Below are 16,159 nucleotides of genomic sequence, written 5' to 3' on the forward strand. Positions count from 1 at the left end.
CGACCCGGATGGCAAGGGAACCGGTGCAGGGAAAATTCATCACATTGGAAGGTGGGGACGGCAGCGGCAAGTCAACCCAATGCCGTCTTCTCGCCGAATTTCTGGCGACACGTGGCATTGACTGCGTCGTGACCCGGGAACCGGGGGGCGCGCCGGGAGCAGATGAAATCCGCGAGCTAATCCTGACAGGCGAGCCTGACAGATGGGATGCGGTGGGGGAAACCCTGCTGTTCAATGCCGCCCGGCGCAATCATATCCGCCTGACCATCCGCCCGGCACTTGCCGCGGGTAAATGGGTGATTTCCGATCGCTTCGCGGATTCCACCATGGCCTATCAGGGATACGGAAACCAGCTTGGCGAAGCCGCCGTCCGGACAATACAGGATTTCGCCGTTGGCGACTTCAATCCCGACCTGACCTTTATCCTCGATCTCCCGGCAGAGGAGGGGCTCCGCCGCACCGAGGGGCGCACCCATGACGAGGATCGCTTCGAGAAGATGGATCTCGCCTTTCATGAACGGCTGCGCGGTGGTTTTCACGAGATCGCCCGGAAACATCCCGACCGGTGCGTCCTTGTCGATGCGTCGGGCGCGATCGACGCCATTCAGCAGGAAATGCGCGATATCCTGGTTGCGCGGCTGGCGCCGTGAGTGACATTCCCCTTTCCGATAAGCTCGATGGTTATCCGCATCCGCAGGACACCGGGCGCCTTATCGGGCATGAGGCGGCGGAAAAGCTGTTTCTTGGCAACTACCTGAGCGGACGGTTTCATCATGCCTGGCTGGTCACCGGCGCGAAGGGCGTTGGCAAGGCGACCTTTGCCTATCGGGCCGCGAAATTCCTTCTCTGTCAGGATGGGGAGGGAGCAGGGGGACTGTTCGGCCCGCCGGAAACCCTGGATGTTTCGGAAAATCATCCGTCACTTGCGCTTCTGCGGGCCGGATCGCACCCTGGCCTTGCCGTCCTCAGGCGGCAGTATGATACCAAGAACAAGAAATTCTTCACGGTCATCCGTGTCGACGAGGTGAGGGCGCTCAACTCCTTCTTTCAGCTCACCGCATCCGAAGGCAGCTGGCGGATCGTTATCATTGATCCCGTCGACGACATGAACGCGAGCGCCGCCAACGCCATTCTCAAAATCCTGGAAGAGCCGCCGAAGAAAACCCTGTTCCTGCTGCTCTCGCATACGCCAGCGGGGTTGCTGCCGACCATCCGGTCACGCTGCCGGCAACTCGCGCTAAGGCCCCTGAACGACGCGCATATGCGGGAGGTTCTGACACCCTATTGTGAAATCCTGTCGCCGGAACAGCTTGAGATGCTGCTGATCCTCGCCGAGGGGAGCCCGGGCAAGGCACTCCGCCTGCTCGATGCCAAGGGGCTTGAAATATTCACCGCGATCCTCGATATCTTCAGGGGCTACCCGCGTCTTGATGCGGAAAAGCTGCATGCCCTTGCCGATAGCAGCGGCACCAAGGACGCGGAGGCGGTCTATCGGAGTATCTGCGAGCTTTATCCCTGGTGGCTGACCCGCCTTGTGCGCGCCGCCAGCGAGAATTTCGAGACGGATATTTTGGTGCCGGGTGAGGCGGACATCATGAAACGCATGGCCGCTGCCCATCCGCCATCGGCATGGGCGAACCTCTGGGATAAGGGGAATGAGCTGATAAAAAAGGCGGATTCCATCAATCTCGACCGCAAACAGGTTGTGCTCAACCTGTTTTTGAATGTAGAACGCATGGGCAGATAACAACAAAAACAGCCGGATAGTTGATGTTAGTCGATAGTCATTGCCATTTGAATTTCGAACAGCTCTCAAGCGAGCTCGACGCGGTCGTCGCGCGGGCGAGGGAGGCCGGGGTCGGGCATATGCTGACCATCGGCACGAAACTCCGAGAATTTTCGGGCGTGCGCGCCATTGCCGAACGCTATGACGAAATTCACTGTTCCGTCGGCGTGCATCCGCATGAGGCGGAAAGCGAGGCGGCGGACGTCACCGCGGCGAAACTCATCGAGCTCAGCCAGCATCCGAAGGTCGTCGGCATCGGCGAGACGGGCCTCGATTATTTCTACGAACATGCACCGCGCACGTTGCAGGAGAAAAGTTTCCGCGTTCATATCGCCGCGGCGCGGGAGACGGGACTGCCGCTCATCGTGCATACGCGCGATGCGGATGCGGATACCGTTAAGATTTTACATGAAGAATATGAGAAGGGGCCCTTCACGGGGGTTATCCATTGCTTTAGCTCGGGTTGGGAAGTTGCTGAAAAATCTATGGAAATCGGATTTTACATATCCATTTCCGGAATTGTCACCTTTAAGCCCGCCGACGACCTTCGCGCGCATGTCCGCAACATTCCCGTCGAAAGACTTCTGGTCGAGACGGACAGTCCGTATCTTGCTCCGGTTCCCAAGCGCGGCAAGACGAATGAACCGTCCTTTGTTGCCCACACGGCGGCGAAGGTCGCCGAATTAAAAGGGCTCGATCCGGAGGCGCTCGCCGCCATTACGACGGATAATTTCTTTAACCTTTTCAATAAGATAGAGCGGAAAATCTAATGGAAGTGACGATCCTCGGCTGCGGCACCTCCGGCGGGGTTCCGCGCATAGGCAATGACTGGGGCGCCTGCGACCCGACGGAGCCGAAAAACCGCCGGCGGCGCTGCTCAATCCTGCTCAAGGAAAAGAACACCACGGTGCTAATCGATACCTCGCCGGATATCCGCGAGCAGTTGCTGGATGCCGGCATCGGAAAGCTGGATGCGGTCGTCTGGACCCATGAGCATGCCGACCAGTGCCATGGCATAGACGAGTTGCGCGTACTGGCGATCCGTAACCGCCACCGTGTTAACGTTTGGGGCGACCACAAGACGCTCGATATCCTGATGCGGCGCTTTGACTATTGCTTCCGTCAGCTGGAAGGGAACCCATATCCGGCGATCTTGCAGGAGCATTTCATCGACGGGCCGTTTACCATCGGCGATATCGATTTTATCCCGTTCGAGCAGGATCACGGCAGTATCACGAGCCTCGGCTTTCGCATGGGGCCGATCGGCTATTCGAACGATCTGGTCAATCTCGACGATCGCGGATTCGAAATCCTTAACGGCGTCGATACCTGGATCGTCGACGCCATGCGCTATACGCCGCATCCAACCCATGTGAACCTGGAAACCGCGCTCAAATGGATCGAGCGCCTGAAACCACGACGGGCGATCTTAACGAATATGCATGTAGATCTGGATTACCAGACGCTGCTGAAGGAACTGCCCAAGGGCGTCGAGCCGGCCTATGACGGCATGGTGATAGAGGCTTGATGATGACGGATGAGCTGCAGTTCAAGATCGCATGCGCGGAAGATCTTCCCGAGATTGTCCGACTGCTCATTCAGGATCAGCTCGGGTCCACACGCGAAGTCCTGACCGATCCATTGCCGCAGGTTTATCTGGAGGCATTCGAGGCCATGGAGAGCCAGCCGGGCAATGACTATATTGTCGGCGCCATCAATGACCGCATCGTTTGCTGTTATCAGTTCACGGTGATCCACGGCATTTCACGCAGCGGATCGTCACGCGCACAAATCGAAGGCGTTCGCGTCGACAGCAGCATGCGCGGACAGAATATCGGAAAACGGTTGATGGCGGACGCCATAGAGCGCGCTCAGGCAAACAGATGCCAGCTGTTGCAACTCACCACCGATAAATCCCGCCCTGATGCCCACCGCTTCTATGAGGGGGCTGGCCTCACAGCGAGCCATATCGGCTATAAGGTTGATATTACCTAGCCCATTATTTTCCATAATATATATTATGCGTATTACGGATATGAGGTCGCAACGGAATTTATTCTGCCCTATCCCATGAATAACCTGGCTAAATCGACGGCTATTCGTCGCCATAGATGATGGCTTCGATATCCTCGACCGTCTCCGCGTCAATCACCAGCGTCGCCACATCGAAGGAAAATCCCTGACGCGCGAGCGATGCAAGCTCCCGGTTGCGGCGCTCGCTTCGTGTCTTCTCCGGCTTGTACGGCCCGAACCGCCGTCTTTTCACGAAACGCGCCGCCGCGCGCCTGTCGAGTCCTTGCCTGTCCTCGCCAAGCGCATCGAGCGCCTGCACCTGATCGCTGTCGGAAAATTCCATCTCCTGGAGCTTGAGGCCGATCTGCGCTACAGACCGCCCCTGGCGCGCCATCAGGCGCGCCTTGCTCGCGGCAAATTCCGCATCATTGATGAAGCCGACCTTTACAAGCTCCGCAACGACCGCATCGACGTCGGACTTGAGGGTCTCCCGTGCAATGTCGAAATGTTCGGCATGCGGTTCCGCCTTTCGCAGCAGATGCTGAGCCATCTTGTGGCTGGTCGCCGGAAAACGGTTCAGATAGCGCAGCGCCTGATCGCGCAGCCATTTTTTCGTGGGCTCGACGAAATTTCTCGCGCGCTTCTTGTCCGGTTTTCGCTCTTCCGTCATGGAAAACTCAATAAAATTCCAGGAAATCCAATGTTACTTATGGCCAGCGGGAAAGGAAATCCCTTAAACTGCCCGGATATTCAGTTCACTGTGAAAGACCGCCCAATGCCGCAAAGAAATGCTGCCGTCCCTATTGATCAACTGCTTGATATCATGAAGAAATTACGGGATCCGGACGGCGGTTGTCCGTGGGATCTGGAGCAGGATTTCAGCACCATCGCGCCGCATACAATCGAGGAAGCCTATGAAGTCGCCGAGGCGATCGCCAAAGGCGACATGGACGAGCTTAAAGACGAACTCGGCGATCTGATGTTCCAGGTCGTCTTTTACGCCCAGATGGCGAAGGAATCTGGCGATTTTGACTTCAACGACGTGATCGAGGCGATTTCAGAAAAGATGGTCCGCCGCCACCCCCATGTTTTCGGCAGCGCCGATATTGCCACGGCGGAGGCGCAAACCCTCGCCTGGGAGGAAACCAAGGCCCGCGAACGCGCCGCCAAAACCGCGACATCGGCCAAGGCGCCGTCCGCTCTCGATGGCGTCGCCGAGACCCTTCCGGCCCTGACCCGTGCCGTAAAACTGCAAAAACGGGCGGCGCGCGTCGGGTTTGACTGGCCGTCTATCACGCCGGTATTCGACAAGATCGTGGAAGAACTCGGCGAATTGCGAACGGAGATCGACGACGGCGGCAGGAAGGATCGCATTGCGGAGGAATATGGCGATCTTCTTTTCGTTCTCGCCAACCTCGGCCGGCATCTGGAACTGGACCCGGAAACCGTGCTGCGCGACGCCAACCGGAAATTTATCAGACGCTTTCAGAAAGTCGAAGAAACGATTGAAAGTAAGGGAAAAAAGATAGTCGAAAGCAGTCTGGAAGAAATGGACGCCATCTGGAACGAAATACGGATCAAAGATAAAATAAATTCTTAAAAATCAATATATTATGAGTTATTTTTAAGAATTTTCTCCAATCTTCCAAGATTTTCCGGCGAGAACTTCGCCTCGATATGGACCTTGTCGTCCCTGTTGGAGCGATCCAGTACCGTGCCATGGCGGTAAATCCAGGACAAGGTGGCCCCGTCGGCAGCCGGAATATCGAGCTCCATTATCTGCTGCTTGGCGGTCAGCATCCCCTCGATCAGCGCAAGGAAGGAGTCTGTCCCCTCGCCCGTCACCGCCGAGATCGCCACCTGCCGGACATCGCGCGAAACACTGTTCAGCACTCTTTCCTTTTCCTCTGGCCCCAGCAGATCAATCTTGTTCAGGACTTCGAGATACAGGGTCTCGTCATCGGTATCGACGCCGAGGCGTTGCAGAACATCGAGAACGTCCTGGCGCTGCGCCTCCGAATCCACATGGGTGATATCGCGGACATGGACGATCAGGTCGGCCTCCAGCACCTCCTCGAGCGTCGCGCGAAAGGCGGCGACGAGTTCGGTCGGCAGATCGGAAATGAATCCGACCGTGTCAGAGAGGATCACCGGCTGCCCGCCCGGCAGCGACACCTTGCGCATTGTCGGATCGAGCGTGGCAAAGAGCAGGTCCTTCGCAAAAACCTGCGATTCCGTCATCCGGTTAAATAGCGTCGATTTGCCGGCATTGGTATAACCGACGAGCGCCACGATGGGATACGGCACCTTTTTGCGCTTCGCCCGGTGCAGTTCCCGCGTCTGGACGACGGAGCCGAGCTGACGCTTGATCTTGGTGATCCGCTCATCGATCAGTCGCCGGTCGATCTCAAGCTGCGATTCACCGGGGCCGCCAATGAAGCTGAGGGAGCCGCGCTGCCGCTCCAGATGGGTCCAGGACCGCACGAGTCGGGTCCGCTGATAGCTGAGATGCGCGAGTTCGACCTGCAGCGCGCCTTCGCGCGTTTGCGCCCGTTCGCCGAATATCTCGAGGATCAGGCCGGTCCGGTCGACAATCTTGACATGCCACCGCCGTTCAAGGTTGCGTTGCTGTACGGGCGAGACGGGACCATCGATAATGACGACATCGATCTCCGAGTTCTTGATGAAATCCGCGAGTTCGGAAATTTTCCCCTCGCCGAGCAACGTGCCCGGCCGCGCCTTGGCGAGCGGCACGATCTCGGCATGAACAACGTCAAGGGAAATGGCGGCGGTCAGCGCCACCGCTTCTTCCAGGCAACTCACCGGATCGCGCAGCTTTGTCTGCGGACCGCTCTTTATATAGGGATGCAGGACAAGCGCCGCCTCACCCGAACGCAATCCATCGCGTTCCGAATTAGCTTCCATATGTGGATATCAGCAGCGCCATGAGGGAAATGGGTTCAGCTTTCGGCTGACGGATCAAAAAGCTGGATCGGGCCCGCCGGCATGACCGTCGAGATGGCATGTTTATAGACAAGCTGCTCGTGACCGTCGCGGCGCAACAGAACGCTGAAATTATCGAACCAGCTGATGGAGCCCTGAAGTTTGACGCCGTTAACCAGAAATACCGTTACCGGCACCTTGTCCTTGCGTACCTTGTTAAGGAAAACATCCTGTACATTCTGTGACTTTTCAGCGCCCATCTCGAATTATCTCTCGTCTGCCATTTAATGTTCAAATTACCTTTTTTACAGTCCAATCAGGGTTCGGTTGGCCCGTATCGCAAATAAAAGGCAAAAAAGTTTCCCTGACATAAGGATTTCTCACGTTAAACTCAAGCATTATCACGCCAAAATTGCAACAAATTACGTAATTGGCATAAAAAGCACAGTTACACCTACAAAGGGCGAAACCGGTCTAGACCTCACCCGCCATGAAATTCTCGTAAATCGATCTCAGCTTCTGCGAGACAATTCCGGGATGGCCGTTTCCAATGACCTGGTCGTCGACCTTTACCACCGGCAGAACATAAGACGTGCTGCTGGTCAGAAACACCTCCTTGGCGTCAAGCAATTCCTCCACCGAAAAGCTTCTCAGCTCGATCTCGATATCGTTCTTCTCCAGCTCCCGGATGAGGGAGGCCCGCGTGATCCCCGCCAGAATGGAATTACTCGTAGGCCGGGTGACAATCCGGCCTTCCTTTGTCACGATCCAGGCATTGGTTGAGCTCCCCTCCGTTACCATGCCGTCATCATCGACCTGAAACGCCTCATAGGCGCCCCGGTCCTTGGCTTCCTGCTTGGCCAGCACATTCGGCAACAGGGATACCGACTTGATATCGCGGCGGGTCCAGCGGATATCGGGCACCGTGATGACGCTGACCCCCTGCTCCGCCGTCTTCGCCGCCTTGGCCATCGACAAACGCTTTGCCGTCATGACAAGGGACGACGGCGTGTTTTTCGGGAACGGATGATCGCGCGGCGCAACCCCCCGGGTCACCTGCAGATAGATGATGCCGTCGCGGATGCCGTTCTGTCGAATGACCTCCCGCATGACCATTTTCAGGGGCGCGCGCTTCATCGGCGGCGCCATCCTGAGCTCATTCAGGCTGCGCCAGAGCCGGTCGAGATGCCCCTCCTCGTCGATCATCCGGCCGCCGGTAACAGTAACAACCTCATAGACCCCGTCGGCGAACTGATACCCGCGATCCTCGATATGAACGCTGGCGTCGCGATGCGGGACATACTGACCGTTTACATAAGCAATTCTGGACATTTTTTCCTAACCTGTTAACGCCGCCATAGGGCCGGATTGAGTAACGAAAGCACGGCAATGAATTCAAGCCGTCCAAGCAACATAGTGACACATAATACCCATTTCGAAAATTTCGGTAAGGCCTCGTAACTGACAAAATTCTCCTGCCCCACCACAACATCGGTAATAAGGGGCTGCGCCGCCGATCCCGCGTTCGCCAGATTGGTGACCGCCAGCGAGAGCGAGGATTGAAGATCGAGACCGTTGTACGCGAGAATCAGCGTAACAAACACAATCGCCACGCAATAGAGCACGAAAAATACCCAGGCCGAGAGAATCTGTTCCCGCAGGACCCTCTGTCCGCCATAATTCATGACGTAAACGCTGCTCGGAAAACTGAGGCGATTTACTTCCGTATTGGCGACCTTCATCAGGATGCTGATGCGCATAAGCTTGATGCCGCCCGCCGTCGACCCCGTGGATCCGCCGATGGTAATCAACACAAGCACAAGGAATAGCGCGCCGAGCGGCCAGTAATATTCGCCCTGCCCGGAGATGAGCGGCAGGTTATAACCGGTCGTCGTGATCGCGGAAACGGTATTGAACACCGCATAGCGGAGGGTGTCCGGTATCGACATATCCGTCTGCGTCATCATCAGGAAGAAGACGAAAAAGCTGCCGAAGACGATCGTGACCAGAAGATAGCGGTATTCCGGATCCTTGAAATAGGATTGCCGGTCGCCGTTGAAGAACGACCAGTGCAGCGAGAAATTCACCGCCCCGACAATCATGAAGACCATCAGCACCACCTCGATCGCCCGGCTCGCGAAGGCGGTCCCGGCGGAATTGGAGGTCATGAAACCGCCCGTCGACAGGGTGCTGAACGCATAACAGATTGCATCGAAGGCGGACATTCCGGCAATCCAGAGGGCAACGATGCAGATGGCCGTCAGCAGGGCATAGATCTTGAGGAGCGAAAATACCGCGTAACCGACACGGCGAGAGACCCGGCGCCGGCTGTTCTTGGCGATCGCCCGCCTGAGCGGGTTATTGCCCGGAGAATTGAAGGCGCTGGCAAGGATCGACAGGAACACGATGATCGCGAACCCGCCGGTCCACTGGATCATGCTGCGCCAGAGCAATATGGCGCGGGCCTGAACATTGAGGTCATCAATCACCGTCGCGCCATTTGTCGTGAAGCCCGACAGCGCCTCGAAATAGGAATTGGTCGCCGAAGGAATGGCATCGCTCAGGTAAAAGGGAAGCCCGGCGAAGGCTGGCACCATGATCCAGATCAGCGTTGCCGCGAGAAAGGTTTCGCGCCGGCCAAGGATCGTGATTTCCCGCCGCATGGCCAGGATCAGCCCGCCACTGAAAAACAGCGTAACGATTGCCGAAATGAGAAAACTGAGGGCGAGTTCCGACTGCCCTTGCGCGAGCGCGAACAGGATCGGCACCGCCATCAGGGCTGAAAGAAAGCCCAGCGCCCAGCCGACAAATGTAAAGACAGGGGCGAACAGCATGATGTCTAGAAGAACTCGAGGCCGACGGAGAACATTTCCTCCACCTTCTGGATCGACTCCTGAAGGCCTAGGATCACCACTCTGTCATCGGCCTGGATGACCGAATCGCCGCGCGGGATCTCCACCTCGTTGCCCCGGATTACCGCACCGATGATCGTGCCGGGCGGCAGCTTGATATCGCGCAGCGGCTTGCCGACCAGAAGCGAGGTTTCAAGGGCATCCCCCTCGACCACCTCGGCGGCGCCATCGCGGAAGGAATGCAGGCCGCGAATGCGTCCGCGGCGGATATGACGGAGAATTTCCGATACCGTCGTCGCGCGCGGATCGACGACAACCTCGATCCCGAGCGAGGTCACCAAGTTGCCGAATACCGGATTGTTGATAAGCGTGACCGCCGTTTTGGTCCCCTGCCCCTTGGCAAGCAGCGATGAGAGGATATTCACCTGATCATCATTGGTGAGCGCGACGATCGTTTCGGCCCGCGACGCATTTGCCTCCTGCAGCAGGTCGGGGTCGAGCGCACTGCCATGAAGGACCACCGCCCGCTCCAGATCGTCCGTGATTTTCTCCGCGCGGGCCTTGTTATACTCGATCAGCTTGAGCGAGACATTTTTCATGTTCTTCTCGACGAACTGGGCGAGATGAAGGCCGATATTGCCGCCGCCGACAATGACGATGCTGCGCGCCTCCTGCTCCTCGTGACCGAAAAGCGGCATCGCCCGCGCCACATGGTTGACGTCCGCAGCGAAGTAAACCTCGTCGCCGGGGAACATCTGGTCATTGCTGGCCGGGACAATCATCTTGCCGTCGCGGTAGATGGCGACAACGATGACATTAAGGTCGGGAAATAGTTCGGTCAGCTGTTTGAGCGGGGTATTGACGATCGGGCAACTTTCATCAAGCCGTACGCCGATCACCTGCACCTTCCCGTCGGCGAACGACACGGTGTCGAAAGCACCGGGCACCTTCAGCCGCCGCTCGATCGCCTGGGCGACCTCGTTCTCCGGGGAGATAATCACATCGATGGGCAGGTTTTCCCGGCTGAACAGATGCGCCCAGAGCGGATTGGTATATTGAGACGCGCGGATACGGGCAATTTTCTTCGGGATATCGAAGATCGAATGCGCGATCTGGCAGGCGACCATATTGACCTCGTCGCTGTAGGTCACGGCGATAATCATGTCGGCATCATAGGCCCCTGCCCGCTCCAGGGCATCCGGATGGGACGCATGGCCGACCATGGCCCGGACGTCGAGCTCATCGCCGATCTTGCGGACCAGCTCCGCCGACTGGTCGATCAGCGTGACATCGTTGTTTTCCCGGGCGAGCTGCCGCGCGATATTCGAGCCCACCTGACCTGCGCCGCAAACGATAACCTTCATCGCCTCAATATCCCCCTACGCCAATATCCGCACTTACTCCGGAGAGCGTTTGCGCTCCCCGTTGCTCACACCGAGCGTCTTCAGCTTGCGATGCAACGCGGACCTTTCCATACCAACAAATGACGCGGTACGCGAAATATTTCCGCCAAACCGATTGATTTGCGCCTCGAGATATTCCTTTTCGAACCGTTCGCGCGCCTCACGCAAGGGGAGCGCCATGATCTCCGTATTGTCATTCTGCCCGACCATGATCGACTGGGCGGAGCCGGCATCCGCCGGGATCATATTCGCCGTGATCGGCGCTGTGCGGTCGCCGGTCGCAAGGATCATGATTTGCTCGATAACATTCTTGAGCTGACGCACGTTGCCGGGCCAGGCCGATGCCTGCAGGGTGGCGATCGCATCCTCGCCGATCTTGCGCATGGGCAGGCCGGCGCTTTTCGAGAATCGCTCGACAAAATACCGCGCGAGCGGGCCGATATCCTCCGGCCGTTCCTTGAGCGACGGGACCGAAACCGGCACCACGCCGAGACGGTGGTACAAATCCTCCCGCAGGCGGCCGTTGGCCATTTCCTCCTTCAGGTCGCGGCTGGAGGAGGAAATGATCCGGACGTCAACCTTGATCTTTTCCGTGCCGCCAACCCTCTGGAACGACTGATCGACGAGCACGCGCAGGATCTTGCCCTGCGTCTCCATCGGCATGTCGGCGATTTCATCCAGGAAAAGCGTGCCGCCATGGGCCTGCTCCAGCAGCCCCCGGCGCGCGCCCTTGACCGAGCTCATGCGGCCATCCTCGACACCGAACAGCTGTATTTCGAGGCGGTCCGGCGCGAGCGTCGCCGCATTCAGCACAATGAACGGCCCCTCCTTGCGATGGGAGCGGTTGTGAATAAGTCGGGCGACGACTTCCTTGCCGGCGCCGGAGGGCCCGGTAATGAGCACGCGGCTGTTCGTCGGCGCGACCTTTTCGATAGATTGCTGCAACTGGATCATGACATTCGAGCGGCAGATCAGTTCTGTCATCACTTCCCCGCCGCGGGTCTTCAGATCCGCAACCTCCCGCCGAAGCCGCACCGCTTCGAGAACCCGGTCGACAAGCTGGATCAGGCGTTCGGCCTTGAACGGCTTCTCGATAAAGTCATAGGCGCCCATTTTGATCGTCTGGACCGCCGTTTCGATATTGCCATGGCCGGAAAACATCAGGATCGGCAGATCCGCATGGTCTTTTTTAACGGCCTGGAGAATCTCTATGCCATCCAGCTTGCTGCCGCGCAGCCAGATATCGAGAATAACCAGGCTCGGCCGACGATGGGCGATTTCCGCAAGGCATTGGTCACTGTTCGCCGCCATGCGGGTTTCATAGCCTTCGTCTTCCAGTATTCCCGCGACAAGCTCCCGGATATCGGATTCATCATCAACAATCAGAATGTCTGCAGACATTGTTAGTCATTCCCTGTTTTCAAGTTCGCTTCACTGACCGGAAAGGCAATCCTGACACAAGCGCCCGTCCCGTTCTCTCCATCCGTCATGGCGAGGCTGCCGCCATGCTCCTCCATAATCTTGTTGACAATCGCCAGACCAAGGCCGGTTCCCTTCTCGCGGTGGGTCACGTACGGCTCTGTCAGGCGGCTGCGGTTTTCCTTCGGCAGTCCACGCCCGTTGTCCCGGATTTCAACAAAAATCTCATCGGCAACCATTCGGATATCGACGGCGATCTTTCCCCTCGGCAGCGATTCCCCGGTGTCATCCCGCCCTTCGATGGCATCAGCGCTGTTCTGCAGGAGATTGGTGAGCACCCGGTTGACCTGCGGTGCGTCGCAGGCGCAGATCATCGGCGATTTCGGTGTCTCATACTCATAGTCGATTTCCGGATGCCCGATTTTCTGGAGGAAAATCGCCTGCCCGACCAATTCGCCCAGATCCTCGGGCTTGAACACCGGCGTCGGCATCCGCGCAAAGGAGGAGAATTCATCGACCATCTGCCCAATATCCCCGACCTGACGGATAATCGTATCGGTGCACTGGTTGAAAATGTCCACATCCTCCTGGATCTGGCGGCCGTATTTCCTTTTGATCCGCTCCGCCGAGAGCTGGATGGGCGTGAGCGGGTTCTTGATCTCATGGGCGATGCGCCGCGCGATATCACCCCAGGCCGCCATCCGCTGCGCCGAGACAAGGTCGGTGATATCGTCAAATGTCACGACGAACCCCTGAATGCTTCCCATGGATATTTCAGCGGCCGCGCGAACCAGCAGGTGACGATGCAGGTTCCCGGCCTGAAGCTGGATCTGCCGCTCTGCCACGCGGTAGGGTTTGTCGCGGATTTCATCTAGCAGCCCCGCCATCTGCGGCTGTATCTCCCGGATCGCCTTGCCGATCATCTCCTCCTCCGTCAGACCGAGGAGTTCCGTCGCCTTGCGGTTCGGCAGATGGATGAAACCCTGCTTGTCGAGGCCGATAACGCCGGACGACACGCCGGAAAGCACGGCCTCGGTAAACCGACGACGCTCGTCGAGCTTCTCGTTGGTTTCTTCCAGCTCCTGTCGCTGCGTCGACAACTGCTCGGTCATCCGGTTGAAGGCGCGGCTCAGCATCGCCATTTCATCATAGGCACGGCTTTCATCCACCTTGGCCGAAAGATCGCCGGAACGCACTCTCTCCGCCGCCTTCACAAGGCTTTCGATCGGCCCGACCAGACGGGAGGCGATCACGAGCCCGAACCAGACGGCCGCCAGCACCACCATCAGCGAAATAATAAAGAAAATGACGGCAAACTGGATCTGAATGCCAAAGCCCTCTTCCTTCAATTCCTCATATTCCGCGGCGGCGGCACGGGTCCGCTCCATATGGGCGAGCACGCGCGGCTCGATAAACCGGCCGACATAGAGAAAGCCGTCAAGCAGCCGGTCAAGCCGGATCAGGGCGCGAACCTGGTCATCGCCCTCATTCGTGGTAATGACCACTTCGCGCTCCCTCGCCTCATTGAAGAACTCGGGCTTGATCTTGTCGAATTCGAGCGCGAAGCTGAGATCCGACTGGGCGATAATATTCTGGTTGCCGTCGACAACCACTGCCTCGCTCAGGTTGCGCGCGATGACCTGGTCGCTGAGATAGGAATCGAACAGGGCCCGGTTTTCCAGAACGCGCGTCGGTGCCCGATTTATCTGGGCCGCCATCGCCAGAACATCAGACTGGATATTCTGGATATGCTCCTTGATATAGGCATCGGCAACAACAATCGATTCCGAGACGGCCATATTGACCGGATCGGAGAAATGCCGCTGGAAATAGATATTGAAGAAGAGCGCCGAGAAGAGCGCAACCATGAGCGCCGGCGCGACGGCAATCAGAGAGAAGAGGCGCAGGATGCGCCGGTGCATCATGCTGCCCGACCCGCCCAACTGTCCCTTGCGCCAGGTTCTGATCACGCGGTGCGTGATGATGGCGGCGAGAATGACGACGATTACCACATCGGCGATCAGCAGCGCCCGGGTATAGGCCGGATTATCGATCGTCAGGGATTCATAGGTCGCGATCCCGCTGGCGATGGCCAGCATGGCCACGAAGAAAGAGGTTTTGGGCCCTAGTCCGATCTTCTTCGTCCAGCGAACGAAGGAAAACGGCTGCTTCACATTATTGTGCTGCGATTCTGCCACAATGTCCCCCGACCGACCCTGTCATGATGCGGTCCGGGCGGACCAGAGAATCTGGCCTCCTCCGGCTTTTCGATCAAAATACCACATTGTGGCATTTAAGCATCACTTGAGCCCGCGCACAACCTGAATATCCAGATCCCGGATTTTTTTACGCAGCGTATTGCGGTTCACGCCGAGCAGATCGGCGGCCTTGATCTGATTTCCGTTCGTCGCCTCAAGGGAGAGCGACAACAGCGGCCGTTCGACTTCGCGGATCACCCGCTCATACAGGCCGCTCGGCGGGAGCCCGCCGGCATGGGCAGCGAAATATTTCGCGATATGCCGCTCAACCGCCATGCCGAGGCTTTCATCCTCATGCAGCCGCTCTTCGGAGGTGCCGATCTCCTGCGGCTGCAGTTCCTGTTCGATAACCGACAGGTTGATGACATCATCGGAATAGAGCGCCGCCAGACGGCGGACCATATTTTCAAGTTCCCGGACGTTGCCGGGCCATTTATGCTTCTTCAGCGCCTCGAGCGATTCCTTGTCGATGCTCTTGACCGGCAGGCCCTCATCCCTTGCCTGCGCAAGGAAATGCCGGACGAGATCGGGAATATCCTCCGCCCGCTCGCGCAGCGGCGGCAACCGCAATGGCACGACATTTAGCCGGTAATAGAGATCCTCGCGGAACAGCCCCTGCCGCACAAACTGCCGGAGATCGCGGTTGGTTGCCGCGACGATGCGCACATCCGTCTTGATGGCCGTCCGGCCGCCGACGGTGGTATATTCCCCCTGCTGCAGGACACGGAGCAGGCGCGTCTGCGCCTCGATCGGCATATCGCCGATTTCATCGAGGAAAAGCGTGCCGCCCTGGGCCTGCTCGAACCGGCCGATGGCGCGGGAATCGGCGCCCGTGAACGCCCCCTTTTCATGACCGAACAGCTCGGATTCGATCAGTTCCTTCGGGATCGCCGCCATATTGATCGGCACAAACGGTCCGTTTTTCCGCTTGCCATATTCATGCAGCGCCCGGGCGACGAGCTCCTTGCCCGTGCCGCTCTCGCCGGAGACAAGAACCGTAAGATCCGTACCCATGAGGCGCGCGAGCACGCGATAGATCTCCTGCATGGCGGGCGAGCGGCCGATGAGCGGCGTTTTCGTCTCCTCATCCTCCTGCGCGCCGAACCGGCTGGCCGCTTTCTTGGGTTTGGAAAGCGCCCGTTCGACGACCTGCAACAGCAATTTCAGATCGAAAGGCTTGGGCAGATAGTCATAGGCCCCCCGCTCCGTCGCCTTGATCGCGGTCAGCAGCGTATTCTGCGCGCTCATCACCACGACCGGCAGTTCCGGGCGGATCTTCTTAATTCTGGGCAGCAGATCAAGACCATTCTCGTCAGGCATGACCACATCGGTCAGGATGATGTCGCCAATCCCTTCCAGCGCCCAGTTATAGAGGGTGGCCGCGTTGCCGGTGGAGCGGACGATATAATTCGCCCGCGAAAGCGCCTGTTCCAGCACGGTGCGAATACTCTGGTCGTCATCTGCGACTAATATGGTTCCGGGCAT

Annotated in this window: 15 protein-coding genes; 6 read left to right on the top strand and 9 right to left on the bottom strand. The window is 58.0% G+C overall.

What is annotated here, in order from left to right:
• Positions 1–8: 8 nt before the first annotated feature.
• Genes tmk through GQF03_RS01155 form a run of 5 tightly spaced genes read left to right on the top strand, consistent with a single transcriptional unit; the run spans position 9 to position 3,781 of the window.
• Positions 9–650: a dTMP kinase gene (tmk, locus tag GQF03_RS01135; RefSeq protein ID WP_161337346.1), complete on the top strand. Its 642-nt coding sequence runs from the start codon at positions 9–11 to the stop codon at positions 648–650.
• The gene (locus GQF03_RS01140; RefSeq protein WP_161337347.1) at positions 647–1,747 is read left to right on the top strand and encodes a DNA polymerase III subunit delta'; all 1,101 of its coding nucleotides are present in this window, start codon (positions 647–649) and stop codon (positions 1,745–1,747) included. Before tmk ends, GQF03_RS01140 begins: the two co-directional genes overlap by 4 nt.
• Positions 1,748–1,770: 23 nt before the next feature.
• The gene (locus tag GQF03_RS01145; protein WP_161337348.1) at positions 1,771–2,556 is read left to right on the top strand and encodes a TatD family hydrolase; all 786 of its coding nucleotides are present in this window, start codon (positions 1,771–1,773) and stop codon (positions 2,554–2,556) included.
• A complete protein-coding gene (locus GQF03_RS01150; protein ID WP_161337349.1) occupies positions 2,556–3,314 on the top strand; it encodes an MBL fold metallo-hydrolase in 759 nt (252 codons plus the stop codon). The genes GQF03_RS01145 and GQF03_RS01150 overlap by 1 nt, the downstream gene beginning before the upstream one ends.
• Positions 3,314–3,781 carry a GNAT family N-acetyltransferase gene (locus tag GQF03_RS01155; protein ID WP_206376071.1) on the top strand — a complete coding sequence of 156 codons (468 nt, stop codon included), beginning with the start codon at positions 3,314–3,316 and terminating at the stop codon, positions 3,779–3,781. The genes GQF03_RS01150 and GQF03_RS01155 overlap by 1 nt, the downstream gene beginning before the upstream one ends.
• 100 nt (positions 3,782–3,881) lie before the next feature.
• Here GQF03_RS01155 and GQF03_RS01160 read toward each other — a convergent pair whose 3' ends face one another.
• Complete coding sequence (locus GQF03_RS01160; protein WP_161337350.1) at positions 3,882–4,469, bottom strand: regulatory protein RecX; 588 nt, start codon at positions 4,467–4,469, stop codon at positions 3,882–3,884.
• A 105-nt stretch (positions 4,470–4,574) separates the two neighbouring features.
• Between GQF03_RS01160 and mazG the strand changes: the two genes are divergently transcribed.
• Entirely contained in the window at positions 4,575–5,399 is an 825-nt protein-coding gene (gene mazG, locus GQF03_RS01165; RefSeq protein WP_161337351.1) for a nucleoside triphosphate pyrophosphohydrolase, read from the top strand.
• An 11-nt stretch (positions 5,400–5,410) separates the two neighbouring features.
• On the opposite strand, the gene hflX is transcribed toward mazG, so the two are convergent.
• The 8 genes from hflX to ntrC form a co-directional block, all read right to left on the bottom strand.
• Positions 5,411–6,724, bottom strand: coding sequence for a GTPase HflX (hflX, locus tag GQF03_RS01170; RefSeq protein WP_161337352.1), 1,314 nt, complete (start codon positions 6,722–6,724; stop codon positions 5,411–5,413).
• A gap of 35 nt (positions 6,725–6,759) precedes the next feature.
• Positions 6,760–7,002, bottom strand: a complete 243-nt coding sequence (gene hfq / locus GQF03_RS01175; RefSeq protein ID WP_161337353.1) for an RNA chaperone Hfq — start codon at positions 7,000–7,002, stop codon at positions 6,760–6,762.
• Positions 7,003–7,216: 214 nt separating this feature from the next.
• Positions 7,217–8,074, bottom strand: coding sequence for a D-amino-acid transaminase (locus GQF03_RS01180; RefSeq protein ID WP_161337354.1), 858 nt, complete (start codon positions 8,072–8,074; stop codon positions 7,217–7,219).
• 14 nt (positions 8,075–8,088) lie between these two features.
• Positions 8,089–9,576: a TrkH family potassium uptake protein gene (locus GQF03_RS01185; RefSeq protein ID WP_161337355.1), complete on the bottom strand. Its 1,488-nt coding sequence runs from the start codon at positions 9,574–9,576 to the stop codon at positions 8,089–8,091.
• Positions 9,577–9,581: 5 nt separating this feature from the next.
• Positions 9,582–10,958, bottom strand: coding sequence for a Trk system potassium transporter TrkA (trkA, locus tag GQF03_RS01190; protein WP_161337356.1), 1,377 nt, complete (start codon positions 10,956–10,958; stop codon positions 9,582–9,584).
• Positions 10,959–10,991: 33 nt separating this feature from the next.
• Positions 10,992–12,398, bottom strand: a complete 1,407-nt coding sequence (gene ntrX, locus GQF03_RS01195) for a nitrogen assimilation response regulator NtrX (protein ID WP_161337357.1) — start codon at positions 12,396–12,398, stop codon at positions 10,992–10,994.
• 2 nt (positions 12,399–12,400) lie between these two features.
• Positions 12,401–14,614 (bottom strand): ATP-binding protein, encoded by a 2,214-nt coding sequence (locus GQF03_RS01200; protein ID WP_161337358.1) that lies wholly within the window; start codon positions 14,612–14,614, stop codon positions 12,401–12,403.
• 102 nt (positions 14,615–14,716) lie between these two features.
• Complete coding sequence (gene ntrC, locus GQF03_RS01205) at positions 14,717–16,159, bottom strand: nitrogen regulation protein NR(I) (RefSeq protein ID WP_161337359.1); 1,443 nt, start codon at positions 16,157–16,159, stop codon at positions 14,717–14,719.

Source organism: Sneathiella chungangensis, from assembly GCF_009882935.1.
GTDB lineage: Bacteria > Pseudomonadota > Alphaproteobacteria > Sneathiellales > Sneathiellaceae > Sneathiella > Sneathiella chungangensis.

What these genes read in the sequence shown, in the direction of transcription:
- tmk (WP_161337346.1), top strand. Translation starts at nt 9, where the DNA reads ATGGCAAGGGAACCGGTGCAGGGAAAATTCATCACATTGGAAGGTGGG.
- GQF03_RS01145 (WP_161337348.1), top strand. Translation starts at nt 1,771, where the DNA reads ATGTTAGTCGATAGTCATTGCCATTTGAATTTCGAACAGCTCTCAAGC.
- GQF03_RS01150 (WP_161337349.1), top strand. Translation starts at nt 2,556, where the DNA reads ATGGAAGTGACGATCCTCGGCTGCGGCACCTCCGGCGGGGTTCCGCGC.
- GQF03_RS01155 (WP_206376071.1), top strand. Translation starts at nt 3,314, where the DNA reads ATGATGACGGATGAGCTGCAGTTCAAGATCGCATGCGCGGAAGATCTT.
- GQF03_RS01160 (WP_161337350.1), bottom strand. Translation starts at nt 4,469, where the DNA reads ATGACGGAAGAGCGAAAACCGGACAAGAAGCGCGCGAGAAATTTCGTC.
- mazG (WP_161337351.1), top strand. Translation starts at nt 4,575, where the DNA reads ATGCCGCAAAGAAATGCTGCCGTCCCTATTGATCAACTGCTTGATATC.
- hflX (WP_161337352.1), bottom strand. Translation starts at nt 6,724, where the DNA reads ATGGAAGCTAATTCGGAACGCGATGGATTGCGTTCGGGTGAGGCGGCG.
- hfq (WP_161337353.1), bottom strand. Translation starts at nt 7,002, where the DNA reads ATGGGCGCTGAAAAGTCACAGAATGTACAGGATGTTTTCCTTAACAAG.
- GQF03_RS01180 (WP_161337354.1), bottom strand. Translation starts at nt 8,074, where the DNA reads ATGTCCAGAATTGCTTATGTAAACGGTCAGTATGTCCCGCATCGCGAC.
- GQF03_RS01185 (WP_161337355.1), bottom strand. Translation starts at nt 9,576, where the DNA reads ATGCTGTTCGCCCCTGTCTTTACATTTGTCGGCTGGGCGCTGGGCTTT.
- trkA (WP_161337356.1), bottom strand. Translation starts at nt 10,958, where the DNA reads ATGAAGGTTATCGTTTGCGGCGCAGGTCAGGTGGGCTCGAATATCGCG.
- ntrX (WP_161337357.1), bottom strand. Translation starts at nt 12,398, where the DNA reads ATGTCTGCAGACATTCTGATTGTTGATGATGAATCCGATATCCGGGAG.
- ntrC (WP_161337359.1), bottom strand. Translation starts at nt 16,159, where the DNA reads ATGCCCGGAACCATATTAGTCGCAGATGACGACCAGAGTATTCGCACC.